Annotated in this window: 12 protein-coding genes; 8 read left to right on the top strand and 4 right to left on the bottom strand. The window is 29.4% G+C overall.

The window, feature by feature from the left end:
* Positions 1–59: 59 nt before the first annotated feature.
* The 8 genes from carB to HKP59_RS10880 all read left to right on the top strand — a co-directional run bounded on the left by carB (position 60) and on the right by HKP59_RS10880 (position 9,241).
* Positions 60–2,909: a carbamoyl-phosphate synthase large subunit gene (carB, locus tag HKP59_RS10915; protein ID WP_291806746.1), complete on the top strand. Its 2,850-nt coding sequence runs from the start codon at positions 60–62 to the stop codon at positions 2,907–2,909.
* Positions 2,910–3,021: 112 nt separating this feature from the next.
* Positions 3,022–3,924, top strand: coding sequence for a B12-binding domain-containing protein (locus HKP59_RS10910; RefSeq protein ID WP_291806745.1), 903 nt, complete (start codon positions 3,022–3,024; stop codon positions 3,922–3,924).
* Between the two features lie 55 nt (positions 3,925–3,979).
* The gene (crtI, locus tag HKP59_RS10905; protein ID WP_291806744.1) at positions 3,980–5,440 is read left to right on the top strand and encodes an NAD(P)/FAD-dependent oxidoreductase; all 1,461 of its coding nucleotides are present in this window, start codon (positions 3,980–3,982) and stop codon (positions 5,438–5,440) included.
* A 22-nt stretch (positions 5,441–5,462) separates the two neighbouring features.
* On the top strand, positions 5,463–6,302 hold the full coding sequence (locus tag HKP59_RS10900; protein ID WP_291806743.1) for a phytoene/squalene synthase family protein: 840 nt from the start codon (positions 5,463–5,465) through the stop codon (positions 6,300–6,302).
* A 6-nt stretch (positions 6,303–6,308) separates the two neighbouring features.
* Positions 6,309–6,806, top strand: a complete 498-nt coding sequence (locus HKP59_RS10895) for a hypothetical protein (RefSeq protein WP_291806742.1) — start codon at positions 6,309–6,311, stop codon at positions 6,804–6,806.
* Entirely contained in the window at positions 6,803–7,243 is a 441-nt protein-coding gene (locus tag HKP59_RS10890; protein WP_291806740.1) for a sterol desaturase family protein, read from the top strand. Before HKP59_RS10895 ends, HKP59_RS10890 begins: the two co-directional genes overlap by 4 nt.
* Positions 7,243–7,947, top strand: a complete 705-nt coding sequence (locus HKP59_RS10885; protein ID WP_291806739.1) for a lycopene cyclase domain-containing protein — start codon at positions 7,243–7,245, stop codon at positions 7,945–7,947. Before HKP59_RS10890 ends, HKP59_RS10885 begins: the two co-directional genes overlap by 1 nt.
* Before the next feature lie 13 nt (positions 7,948–7,960).
* Positions 7,961–9,241 (top strand): deoxyribodipyrimidine photo-lyase, encoded by a 1,281-nt coding sequence (locus HKP59_RS10880; RefSeq protein WP_291806738.1) that lies wholly within the window; start codon positions 7,961–7,963, stop codon positions 9,239–9,241.
* A gap of 3 nt (positions 9,242–9,244) precedes the next feature.
* Here the strand turns inward: HKP59_RS10880 and HKP59_RS10875 are convergent, their stop codons facing one another.
* The 4 genes from HKP59_RS10875 to HKP59_RS10860 all read right to left on the bottom strand — a co-directional run.
* Positions 9,245–10,663, bottom strand: coding sequence for an SDR family oxidoreductase (locus HKP59_RS10875; RefSeq protein ID WP_291806736.1), 1,419 nt, complete (start codon positions 10,661–10,663; stop codon positions 9,245–9,247).
* Between the two features lie 5 nt (positions 10,664–10,668).
* Positions 10,669–11,289, bottom strand: coding sequence for a flavin reductase (locus HKP59_RS10870; RefSeq protein WP_291806734.1), 621 nt, complete (start codon positions 11,287–11,289; stop codon positions 10,669–10,671).
* A complete protein-coding gene (locus tag HKP59_RS10865; protein WP_291806731.1) occupies positions 11,289–12,602 on the bottom strand; it encodes an AarF/UbiB family protein in 1,314 nt (437 codons plus the stop codon). The genes HKP59_RS10870 and HKP59_RS10865 overlap by 1 nt, the downstream gene beginning before the upstream one ends.
* 7 nt (positions 12,603–12,609) lie before the next feature.
* Positions 12,610–13,226: TetR family transcriptional regulator C-terminal domain-containing protein (locus HKP59_RS10860; protein ID WP_291806728.1), on the bottom strand; the 617-nt coding region annotated here is incomplete at its 5' end.

The raw sequence follows: 13,226 nt of genomic DNA, 5'->3' as shown, positions 1-13,226 counted from the left end.
ATTTTATTGAAAAAAAATAATTTTATAGATATTTACAAAATCATATTTTAAATTTACCAATGCCTAGAAATAATAACATAAAATCTATTTTAATAATTGGTTCAGGTCCAATTATTATAGGTCAAGCTTGTGAATTTGACTACTCTGGTTCTCAAGCAATTAGATCTTTAAAAGAAGAAGGAATTGAGGTTACTTTAATCAACTCTAATCCTGCAACAATTATGACAGATCCGTCGTTGGCGGATAATGTATACTTGAAGCCTTTAACAACAAAATCTATAATAGAAATATTAACAATTCATCCAAATATTGATGCTGTTTTGCCAACAATGGGAGGTCAAACTGCATTAAATTTATGTATTGAAGCTGATGATAAAGGAATTTGGAAAGACTTTAACGTTGAATTGATTGGTGTAGATATCGATGCTATTAATATTACTGAAGATAGAGAGCAATTCAGAAAATTAATGATTGAAATTGGAGTTGGTCAAGCACCTTCTACCACAGCTAATTCATTCTTAAAAGGAAAAGAGATTGCACAAGAATATGGTTTTCCGTTAGTAATTCGTCCATCGTTTACATTAGGAGGGTTTGGAGCGTCAATTGTCTATAAAAAAGAAGATTTTGATGAATTGTTGAGTCGTGGTTTAGAAGCATCTCCAATTCATGAAGTAATTATTGATAAAGCTTTGCTAGGTTGGAAAGAATATGAATTAGAATTATTAAGAGATAGTAATGATAATGTAGTTATAATTTGTACCATTGAAAATATGGATCCTATGGGAATTCATACAGGAGATTCAATAACAGTTGCTCCTGCTATGACTTTAAGTGATACAACATTTCAAAGAATGCGAGATATGGCTATACATATGATGCGTTCAATTGGTGATTTTGCTGGAGGTTGTAATGTTCAGTTTGCCGTAAGTCCAGATGAAAAGGAGGATATTATCGCTATTGAAATTAATCCACGTGTTTCACGTTCGTCAGCATTGGCTTCAAAAGCAACAGGTTATCCTATAGCCAAAATTGCAGCAAAATTAGCTTTGGGTTATCATTTAGATGAATTAAATAATCAAATTACAAAAACAACTTCAGCATTATTTGAACCAACATTAGATTATGTAATTGTAAAAATACCGCGCTGGAATTTTGATAAGTTTGAGGGGGCTGACAGAACTTTAGGTTTGCAAATGAAATCGGTTGGTGAAGTGATGGGAATTGGTCGTTCATTTCAAGAAGCTTTGCATAAAGCAACTCAATCTTTAGAAATTAAAAGAAACGGTTTAGGTGCTGATGGGAAAGGCGAGAAGGATTATGATACAATTATTCAAAAATTAACCTATGCAAGTTGGGATCGTGTTTTTGTAATTTATGATGCTATTCAAATGGGAATTCCATTAAGTAGAATTCACGAAATCACTAAAATTGATTTCTGGTTTTTAAAACAATATGAAGAATTGTTAGCCTTAGAAAACGAAATTTCAACAAATAAGCTTAGTACCTTATCTTATGAATTATTGTTAGAAGCAAAGCAAAAAGGATTTGCGGATAGACAAATTGCTCATATGTTAGGTTGTTGGGAAAGTGAAGTGCACTCAAAACGTATTGAATTAGGAATCAATAGGGTTTATAAATTAGTTGATACTTGTGCGGCTGAATTTAATGCGCAAACGCCTTATTATTATTCTACTTTTGAAAATAAAATGATTACCTCTGAAGGGAGTTATGCAGATAATGAAAGTGATGTAACGGATAAGAAAAAAATAATAGTTCTTGGTTCTGGTCCAAACAGAATTGGGCAAGGAATAGAATTTGATTATTGTTGTGTGCATGGTGTATTAGCTGCAAAAGAAGCAGGTTACGAAACTATCATGATTAACTGTAATCCAGAAACTGTGTCTACAGATTTTGACACTGCCGATAAACTATATTTTGAGCCTGTTTTTTGGGAACATATTTATGATATTATAAAACATGAAAAACCTGAAGGAGTAATTGTTCAGTTAGGTGGTCAAACAGCTTTAAAGCTAGCCGAAAAGTTAGATAAATGGGGTATTAAAATTATTGGAACTAGCTTTGAAGCATTAGATTTAGCTGAAGATAGAAAACGATTTTCAGAATTACTAGTTGATTTGGATATTCCTTTTCCTAAATATGGCACCGCAACTACTGCTGATGAAGCTTCGGCTATAGCTGATAATTTAGATTTTCCAATTTTAGTGCGTCCTTCTTATGTTTTAGGTGGGCAAGGAATGAAAATTGTGATAAATAAAGAAGAGTTAGAAAAGCACGTCGTAGATTTATTAAGAAAAATACCTAATAATATGTTACTACTTGACCATTATTTAGATGGAGCAATAGAGGCGGAAGCTGATGCTATTTGCGATGGAGAGGATGTCTACATAATTGGTATGATGGAGCATATTGAGCCTTGTGGCGTTCATTCTGGAGATTCAAATGCAACATTACCACCATTTAATTTAGGTGAATTTGTGATACAGCAAATAAAAGATCATACTAAAAAAATTGCTTTGGCTTTAAAAACAGTTGGATTGATAAACATACAGTTTGCAGTAAAAGATGATATTGTTTATATAATTGAAGCAAATCCTAGAGCATCGCGTACCGTACCTTTTATTTCTAAAGCTTACCAAGAACCTTATGTGAATTATGCTACAAAGGTAATGTTAGGTGTTAATAAGGTGAAAGATTTTAACTTTAATCCTCAATTAGAGGGGTTTGCAATAAAGCAACCTGTATTTTCTTTTAATAAATTTCCTAATGTGGATAAAAAATTAGGGCCTGAAATGAAGTCTACTGGCGAGAGTATTTTGTTTATAGATAATTTAAAAGATGATCAGTTTTATGAATTGTATTCAAGAAGAAGAATGTATTTAAATAAGTAATCTTTAATATTTTATGTGGTAAAAAAAGAGCTCAATTTTGAGCTCTTTTTTTAGTTATAACTTTCTAAATTGTAAATAATCAGTATATTTGTTCAACTAAACGATTATTAGATTGAACAATATTAAGTCTGAGTTCACAATAAAAGATCTCGAAAATTTTTCAGGAATTAAAGCACATACCATTAGAATTTGGGAAAAAAGGTATAATTTATTACAACCACAACGAACGGATTCTAATATTAGGTTTTATAATTTAGAAAGTTTACAAAAGTTGTTAAATGTAAATTTGCTTTATAATAATGGCTTAAAGATTTCAAAAATAGCTAAATTATCTGATGCTGAAATGATAGTAAGTGTTGCCGACCTTACATTTACTAAAGGGTTTAAAACTGAAGCTTCTAATTCTTTAAAATTAGCAATGTTAAATTTTGATGAACAAATGTTTAATCAAATTTATAATAGCTTGTTAGCGTCAAACACATTTCAATATATTTTTACAAAAGTATTTATGCCTTTTCTTAATGAAATAGGAGTTTTATGGCAAGTTAATTCAATAACACCGGCACATGAGCATTTTATTACCAATTTAGTTAAACAGAAAATTCATATAAATATTGAGAAAATTCAGCATTTAACAACTCCTAATAGATTAAAAAAATTTGTTTTGTATTTACCTATGAATGAGATACATGAGCTAGGTTTATTATATCTGCATTTTGAATTATTGTTGCGAGGTTATTATTCAATCTATTTAGGTCAAAGTGTTCCTACAGAGAACTTACAAGATTTAAAGGACGGAGAATGTGAAACCATTTATATAACCTATTTGACTGTTGAACCATCAAAGGATTCAGTTGAATTTTACGCAGATCAGGTTTATAATTCTACATTAATTAACTCTAATGATTCTCTTTGGGTTTTGGGATCTAAAACATCACAAATTGAAATAAAAAGCTTTGATATTCCTCAAGTTAAAATTTTTAAATCACCATTGGATTTGTTAAAAATTGTATAATTTTTAGTAGAATATTTTTTATTGTCTAATAAAAACTTACATTTGTTAAACAAAAATGAAAAATATACTTATTATAGGTTCCGGATTTTCGTCCCTTTCAGCTTCGTGTTACTTAGCGAAAAAAGGATACAACGTTACATTGCTTGAAAAAAATAGCAGCGTAGGAGGACGAGCGCGTGTTTTACAAAAAGATGGTTTTAAATTTGATATAGGACCAACCTGGTATTGGATGCCAGATGTTTTTGAGAAGTTTTTTAATGATTTTGGTAAAAAATCTTCAGATTATTACGATTTAGAAAAATTAGCACCTGCTTATCAGGTTTACTTTAATACGCTAGAATCAATAATTATTTCAGATAGAATCGAAGAAATTTATGCTATTTTCGAAAAAGAAGAAAAAGGCAGTTCAGTTTATCTGAAAAAGTTTTTAGACGCTGCAAAATTCAATTATGAAATTGCTGTGAATAATATGGTTTATAAGCCAGGTAATTCAATTACTGAACTTATTACTAAAGATACTATCGTGAATGTTGCACAATTTTTTAAGAGTATAAGTAAAGAAGTTAGGAGCAATATTAAAAGTAAAAAATTAATACAAATATTAGAGTTTCCAGTGTTATTTTTAGGTGCAAAACCATCTAATACTCCGAGTTTTTATAGTTTTATGAATTATGCAGATTTCGGATTAGGAACTTGGCACCCAAAAGGTGGTATGTTTGAGGTTGTCAAAGGATTTGTATCATTAGCAACTTCGTTAGGAGTTACTATTAAAACGGAGCAGAATGTTGAAAAAATTGAAGTGGAAAATGGGAAAGCTGTAGGAGTTATATCAAATGGTGAATTTTTAAAAGCAGATATTGTTATTAGCGGAGCTGATTACCATCACTCAGAGACACTCCTTGATAAAAAGTATAGAATGTATTCTGAAAAATACTGGGAAAATAGAACCTTTGCTCCATCATCTTTATTGTTTTATGTTGGTTTGAATAAAAAACTTAAAAATGTATCGCATCATACACTCTTCTTTGATTCAGATTTTGATGCACATGCAGTTGAAATTTATGACACGCCAAGCTGGCCTAAAGAACCATTGTTTTATGCTAGTTTTCCTAGTATAACAGATTCAAGTTTTGCACCTGAGCATCAAGAAGCAGCAACTTTTTTAATTCCAATTGCTCCTGGTATAGAAGACACTCCAGAAATAAGAGAGCATTATTTTAAATTAATAATGGATCGTTTAGAGCGATTGACAGATCAAAAAGTGAGTGATCACATTATCTTTAAAGAATCTTATTGTGTAAATGATTTTATAGAAGATTACAATTCATATAAAGGTAATGCCTATGGACTGGCAAATACGCTGACGCAAACAGCATTTTTAAGACCAAAAATTAAAAGTAAAAAAGTTAAAAATTTATTTTTTACAGGTCAGCTTACGGTGCCAGGACCAGGTGTTCCACCATCAATAATTTCAGGAAAAATTGTTGCAGAAATGACTACTAAAAATTTGATTTAATATAACTACTAACTAAAAAAACATGAAACAACTTTTTGATGATACTTCTTTTCATTGTAGCAAAATAGTTACAAAAAAATATAGTACTTCTTTTTCTTTAGCAGTTAATATGCTATCACCGAAAATAAGAGGGGCAATTTATAATATTTATGCATTTGTACGTTGTGCTGATGAAATAGTAGATTCTTTTCATGGGTACAATAAAATAGATTTGATCACTAAATTTGAGGCAGACTATTATACGGCCTTAGAAAATGGTATAAGTTTAAATCCAATTTTGAATAGTTTTCAAAATACGGTTAGAAAATATAATATTTCAGATGATTTGATTCAGGCTTTTTTAACGAGTATGAAACTTGATTTGAACAAGACTGAATACAAAACAGCAGATGAATATAATAACTATATTTATGGCTCTGCTGATGTAGTTGGTTTAATGTGTTTAAAAGTTTTTGTAGATGGAGATAATGAAATGTATGAAAACTTAAAAGAGCCTGCTATGAAATTAGGTTCTGCCTTTCAGAAAGTTAACTTTTTACGAGACTTAAAAGATGATTACGAGGTATTGAATAGATCTTATTTCCCTGGTATTAATTTTAAATCTCTAGATTATCAGTCTAAGCAAACAATAATTGAAGAAATTGAAAGTGATTTTGCTGAAGCTTATAAAGGTATTAAGCTATTACCAATAGAAGCTAAATTTGGGGTATACACGGCTTATATGTATTATAGACGTTTACTACATAAATTAAAGGCAACTCCTTCAGAAAAGATATTAACAACACGTATTCGTGTTTCAAATCCTGTAAAATTAAGTTTACTAGCGCGCTCTTTTGTGGTGTTTAAATTTAACTTGTTATAAGTTAATATGAAGATTTTATTTTCTTTTTTTCTACTAGTGAATGTTTTAAGTTCTTCGGACTTAGAAGAGGTTAAAGCAAATTATTTAGCCATCCGATCTGTGGAAGAGGCAAATAATTATATTCGAAAAATAGAAAATTTAGAAAGTGATGATTCAAAAGTTTATCTTGCAGCTTTATATTTAATGAAATCTCGATTTGCAAAATTTCCGATTTCTAAATATTCAAACTTTAAAAAGGGTTCTAAATTATTAGATAAAACAATAAATAAAAATCAGCAAAAAGTAGAGTATAGGTATGTGCGATTTTTATTTCAAAGTGAAATTCCAAAATTTTTGGGATATCATGAAAATAAGGAAGAAGACTTTACTTGGGTAATCGAAAATTTTGAAGATTGTAAATTATCTAGTACTTATAAAAAAGTAATGTTGACTAACTTATTAAAGGTTCAAGGCCTTACTGAAAAGCAACATATAGAATTAAATAAATTGAATAACTTATTATGATATTTGTAGGAATTACACTGTTAACATTCATTTTAATGGAATGTATAACCTGGTTAACTCATAAATATGTCATGCACGGTTTAATGTGGTATTTTCATGAAGATCATCATCAACCTCGCTATCAGAATTGGTTTGAACGTAATGATGTTTTCTTTATCATTTTTGCACTACCAAGTATTGCCTTATTTTATTTTGGACTTGACGGAGGTTTAAACTATCGTTTTTTTATTGGTCTAGGAATTCTATTTTATGGAATGGCTTATTTTTTAGTGCATGATGTGCTAATTCATAGACGTTTTAAATGGTTTAATAAAACAAATAGCAAGTATCTTATTGGATTAAGAAAAGCTCACAAAGTTCATCACAAGCACTTAGGGAAAGAAGATGGGGAGTGTTTCGGGATGTTATTTGTACCATTTAAATATTTCAAAGTATAGTGAGTTTATATTTAATTTTAAATATAGCGTCTTTTATAGTTCCCTTTGTTTATAGTTTTGAAAAAAGAATGCGTTTTATAAAATGGTGGAAATCCGTTTTCCTTTCAATTATAATTGTAGCCATTTTTTTTATTATTTGGGATGTTATTTTTACAAAGCAAGGTGTTTGGGGTTTTAACCCAAAATATCATACTGATATACTATTTTTTGGATTGCCATTAGAAGAGATTTTGTTTTTTATTTGTATTCCTTACGCTAGTCTCTTTACGCATTACGCCTTTTTATATTTTAAACCAAAAGCTAAATTATCAAAATCTCAAACTACAGTTATTACATATATTTTAATTACTATAGCCGTCATAGTTTTATTTATAGCTTGGCCTAAAAAATATACAAGTGTAAATTTCCTATTATTTGTTGTTTTATTGGCATACTCATTGGTATCTAAAAACAATATGTTAAATCAATTTTTTATCACCTTTTTATTGATTTTAATTCCATTTTTCATTGTTAATGGTATTTTAACAGGTAGTTTTATTGAAGGAGAAGTGGTTTGGTATAACAACGAAGAAAATTTAGGAATTAGAATTTTCACCATTCCCGTTGAAGATACTGTATATGCGTTCAATATGCTATATAGTAGTTTAATTTTAATAGAATTTTTTAAAACTAAGTTTACATCGAAAGAGTATATCAATTCTTAATATTATTATTCAAATGAATAAACAAGATGTTTCTATTTTTTGGTTTCGTAGAGATTTACGCCTTAAAGATAATTGTGGTTTATTTCATGCGTTAAATTCAAGTATTCCTGTTCTACCAGTTTTTATTTTCGATGAAGAGATTTTAAGTGAGTTACCTGAAAATGATGCTCGAGTAAATTTTATTCATCAATCTTTGCAAGAATTGAATTCTAAATTATTAAAGTTTGGATCTTCTTTACTCGTTAAAAAGGGTAACACTAATGATGTTTGGAAACAGCTACTACATGAGTTTAATGTTCGAAGTATTCATTTTAATAGAGATTATGAGCCGTATGCTATTAAACGAGATTTAGAGATTACTAAGATTTGTAAAGAATATGGCGTACAGGCTTTTAATTATAAAGATCAAGTTATTTTTGAGACTACTGAAGTAGTAAAAAATGATGGAAAGCCTTATACTGTTTATACTCCTTACAAAAATAAATGGCGAGATTTATACAATATTAAAGAGATACAGTACTACAAATCTGAAGATATTGTAAATAATTATTTTAATTCATCTTTTGAATTTCCTTCAATTGAAGAAATAGGTTTTACTCAAAATTCAATAAAAGTAAAGTCAATTAATTTAAAGCCAATCATTGATTATGAATTACATAGAGATTTACCTATAGTTGAGACTTCAAATATATCAGTTCATTTAAGGTTCGGACTTATTAGTATTAGAAAACTATTTAATTACGCAGAAGCAAAAAACACTACTTTTTGTAACGAACTTATTTGGCGTGAATTTTTTATGCAAATATTATTTAATTTTCCATCAGTTGTCCAAGGTAATTTTAAATCAAAATATAACTTTATTCCGTGGAGAAATAATGAAGAGGAATTTAAATTGTGGTGCGATGGAAAAACTGGATATCCAATAGTAGATGCAGGTATGAATGAGCTGAATAAAACGGGTTATATGCATAATAGGGTAAGGATGATAGTTGCTAGTTTTTTAAATAAGCACCTATTAATAGATTGGCGTTGGGGAGAAGCTTATTTTGCAGAGAAATTACTCGATTATGAACTTTCTTCAAATAATGGGAATTGGCAATGGGTAGCAGGAACTGGTTGTGATTCGGCTCCTTATTTTAGAGTTTTTAATCCAGAAACTCAACAGCAAAAATTTGACCCAAATTTTGAGTATATAAAAAAATGGAATCCTAACTATAAAGAAATAGAAAAGATGGTTGATCATAAATTTGCACGGTTACGCTATTTAGAAGTGGTAAAAGGATCTTTGATTTAATAGTTATGCTGCTAATTTTGAAATCATTCCATTAAAAACAAACCAGTGAAATGGCGTTACGGCATACCAATACAATCTTCCAGCAAGGCCTTGAGGTCTAAAAGTAGCAGTTTGGTAAAGTACATTATCTTTAATCTTAAATTCCAACCAAGCCTCTCCAGGTAGCTTCATTTCTGCATAAAGTAATAATTTTTTTTGGTCTTTATTCGCGTAAATAACTCTCCAAAAATCCAAAGAATCACCAATGTTTAGCTCCGTAGGATGCGTTCTTCCTCTACGTATTCCAATCCCACCAAACATTTTATCAACAAACCCTCTAATTTTCCATAAAAATGTACCGTAATACCACCCATTTGTTCCACCTATTGACCAAATTTTAGATAAAGTAGCATTTAAATTAGAAATAGGTCGTTGCTTTTTATCTGTGAAGCATCCATAGGTAGGAACATTAATATAATCGTGAACGTCTTCTTTCAGAATGCCACTAACAAATGAATCTTTCCAACTAGAAACAATACTATTTTGTTCAATCTTTTCAAAGGCATTTTTAACGGCATCTTTATACGAAATAGGTTCAATATTTAATAGTTTATTGATATTGCTTGGTTTTCCAATAATTTCAATCCCCATACTATTAACTAAAGAGGATGCTAATTTATAAGAAGTTGATGTTACAAAATAAAGCCAATAGGAAGATAATTTCGGGGTCATTATTGGAACTGTAAGTATACTTCGTTTTAATCCTCTTATTTTTGCAAACTGTAAAAGCATTTGCTTATAAGTTAAAATTTCTGGACCAAAAATATCAAATGATTGATCGAATAATTTTTCATTCCCAGTAGCCTTTAATAAAAATGTTAAAACATCTCTAACTGCTATAGGTTGTGTTTTAGTATTTAACCATTTTGGAGCAATCATAAATGGAAGTTTTTCAACCAAATCTCGAATAATTTCAAAAGAAGAACTCCCTGAACCAACAATAATCCCAGCTTTAAAAGTGGTTAATGCGTATTTATTAGATTGTAAAATAATTTCAACATTTTTTCTGCTTAGTAAATGTTTTGAAAGCTTTGTGTCATTTGTAATTCCACTGAGATAAATAACTTGTTTGGTTAAGGTAGTTTCTATGAAAGATTTAAAATTTTGGGCGCACATTTCTTCTAATGAATGAAATTCAGTAGAAGAATTTGACATAGAATGAATTAAATAATAAGCAACATCAATATCTTTTGGTAATTGATTTAATGTTCGAGGTTTTAAAAAATCGGCCTCTGCAATAATCGCATTTTTATGATTTATAAAACTTTTAAGTGCTCTTTCTTTATCTCTTACTGCACAAACAACAGTATGGCCTTCATTTAATAGAAGTGGAATTAACCTTTTACCTATATAACCTGTTGCTCCAGTAACTAGAATTTTCATTTGGTCTAAAATATTTTTGGTCGTTGATAATCTAAACGCTTCTTTAAATTTGGGATGGCGTAGCCATCAAGTCCATTAATGGTTGCAACTTTTCCTTTCGATAAATCAACAAACCCATCATCTTGTAAAAGGCCATCTTTAATATATACTCCTTTTATTTCACCAACAATTAGCTTGGTATTATTAGCTTTAATAGTATATTCTTCAACAAATTGCATAGCTAATTGAATTGGACAATCTTTTACGAAAGGTACATAAAAATTATCTTTATATTCAGTTTCTAGCTTTGTAACTTCAAATTCAGATATTTCACGGTTATATTTAGCAGAGGTATGATGCGCATCTTCTAAAATTTGATCATGAATATGGTTTATGGTATAGTAGCCAGTTTCAATAATATTTTCGTAAGTATTTCTTGGAACTGTAGCAGGCCTTAACATAAATCCTAATAAAGGAGGTGAAGAGCCAAGATGAATCACAGAGCTAAATATTGCAACATTTGTTTTTTCTGAGACTGATTTAGTCGCAATTAAATTTACTGATTTATACCCTGCAATGCTATTAACAAGATTAATTTTATATAAATGATTTAGATTATTAATGTCTTGAAGGTTGAGATGCTTCATTATAAATTCTTAAAATTATTTATTTTAACCTCTTTTGCTTTTAAATCAAACATTAAATTATAAAGACCAAAAAATGTTCTGTTAATATAAATAAAGTGTTTTGACCCTCTGTTAGCATTCATTTTTTTAAGTTCAGTATTTTTAGAATATCTTTCACCTAGTTCGGCGATTTGACTAAAAAATTGGGGATCTGAAAAATCAAACGTTTCTTGTTGAAATGGTTGCGTGAATAAGCTTAACATATCATAAAACATCTCAGTAAAAAATTCTAATTCTTCAGGAGAGTCGTCTTCTCTTAAAATTTCTAATTCAAATAATTTTTCTTTAAAGATGGATGGATTATTAATATTCTCTTGTTTAGCCAATTCAAAATAAGGAATATAAAAATCATTAGGAATAGTTTTCATACATCCAAAGTCTAAAGCAATTAAATCTGCATCTTCTGAAATTAAAAAATTACCTGGATGAGGATCTGCATGAACCTTTTTTAAGGTATGAATTTGATACATATAGAAATCCCATAACGCTTGACCTAATTTATTAGCTTTATTGACATCAGAATTATGCGCAGTAAATTCAGATAAATGTTCTCCGTGCATCCAATCCATTGTAATAATGCGTTCAGAAGAAAACTCTTCGTAATAATTTGGAAAAATTAGGTTAGGGATATGAGCACAAGCAGCCGAAATCTCTTTGCTTTGGTCTATTTCTATTAAATAGTTAGTTTCTTCAATTAGTTTGTCTTCAACCTCTTTAAAATATTTATCAGAATCTTTACCTTTAATGTTAAACATACTAATAGCAATAGGTTTTACCAACGCTAAATCACTAGAAATACTATTTGCAATTCCAGGATATTGGATTTTAACCGCAAAAGTTTTGTCACCTTTTTTTGCTTTATGAACCTGACCTATACTTGCGGCATTTACAGAATTTGCATTAAAGTCGTCAAAAATATCTTGAGGTACTTTTCCAAAATACTTTTTAAATGTTTTTACAACTAATGGTGCTGATAAAGGTGGTACAGAAAATTGTGCTAATGAAAATTTTTCTACATATGCTTGTGGAAGTACACTCTTTTCCATACTTAACATTTGCGCTACTTTTAAAGCACTACCTTTTAGTTGTTTTAACCCGTCATAGATATCTTCTGCATTGTTTTTATTTAGACGTTCTTTGGCATCAACTTCAGTGGAGATTATTTTGTCTCCATAATATTTTAAGTAATTTACACCTACTTTAGCGCCAGTTTGAACCAGTTTTGAAGCACGTTGTATTTTTGAAACAGGTATTGTATCTATAGTTTTTAGCATAATGTTTTTATTTAATGTTCATTTTTTCTTTATATAGAAATTTGCCGAAATCTATAATGCTTTTTAAAGGTGTTGTATCAATTAAATCGAAACTTGTATTGACAGATTTTTCAATAAAAATATCTGTTTTTTCAAAAGAAGAAGAACTATCGTTCATCCAAAATTTTAAAGTAACTAAAAATTGTATCCAAGCACTTTCTTTAATACTCTTAAGTTGTATTTGAGTAATATTTTTTTGTTTGAAATCAATAGTTTCTATATTGAGACTTCCGATATACTCTGTGAAATTCTTTTTAAAATCAGCAAGGATGCTTAAATTTTTTAATTGATTTTTTTTGTCGTCAAGTAGCAAAAGAATGAAACTCCTATTAGCTGATAGGTTTTCAAAAAAGGTGAAATAGAAACTTAATAATTTGTTTCGAGCATCGAATGTCTCATAATCTTTACTTTTTGCTAACGTATTAATGGTAACCTCAAAAAAAGTTGTAAATATTGACTTTTCAATAGCTTCAAATGAACCAAAATACTCATAAAAGGTTGCTTCTTCAAATTTATTCTCTTTTGCAAAAACATATACAGATGATGGTTTTGAATTATTTTCAAGCAAATACTGCATGTAATATG

This window comes from Lutibacter sp. (genome assembly GCF_013041805.1).
GTDB lineage: Bacteria > Bacteroidota > Bacteroidia > Flavobacteriales > Flavobacteriaceae > Lutibacter.
This window is presented reverse-complemented; position numbering and strand designations above follow the sequence as displayed.

Bases quoted from the DNA above. Each gene is read 5' to 3' on its own strand.
- carB (WP_291806746.1), top strand. From the start codon at position 60: ATGCCTAGAAATAATAACATAAAATCTATTTTAATAATTGGTTCAGGT.
- crtI (WP_291806744.1), top strand. From the start codon at position 3,980: ATGAAAAATATACTTATTATAGGTTCCGGATTTTCGTCCCTTTCAGCT.
- HKP59_RS10900 (WP_291806743.1), top strand. From the start codon at position 5,463: ATGAAACAACTTTTTGATGATACTTCTTTTCATTGTAGCAAAATAGTT.
- HKP59_RS10895 (WP_291806742.1), top strand. From the start codon at position 6,309: ATGAAGATTTTATTTTCTTTTTTTCTACTAGTGAATGTTTTAAGTTCT.
- HKP59_RS10890 (WP_291806740.1), top strand. From the start codon at position 6,803: ATGATATTTGTAGGAATTACACTGTTAACATTCATTTTAATGGAATGT.
- HKP59_RS10880 (WP_291806738.1), top strand. From the start codon at position 7,961: ATGAATAAACAAGATGTTTCTATTTTTTGGTTTCGTAGAGATTTACGC.
- HKP59_RS10875 (WP_291806736.1), bottom strand. From the start codon at position 10,663: ATGAAAATTCTAGTTACTGGAGCAACAGGTTATATAGGTAAAAGGTTA.
- HKP59_RS10870 (WP_291806734.1), bottom strand. From the start codon at position 11,289: ATGAAGCATCTCAACCTTCAAGACATTAATAATCTAAATCATTTATAT.
- HKP59_RS10865 (WP_291806731.1), bottom strand. From the start codon at position 12,602: ATGCTAAAAACTATAGATACAATACCTGTTTCAAAAATACAACGTGCT.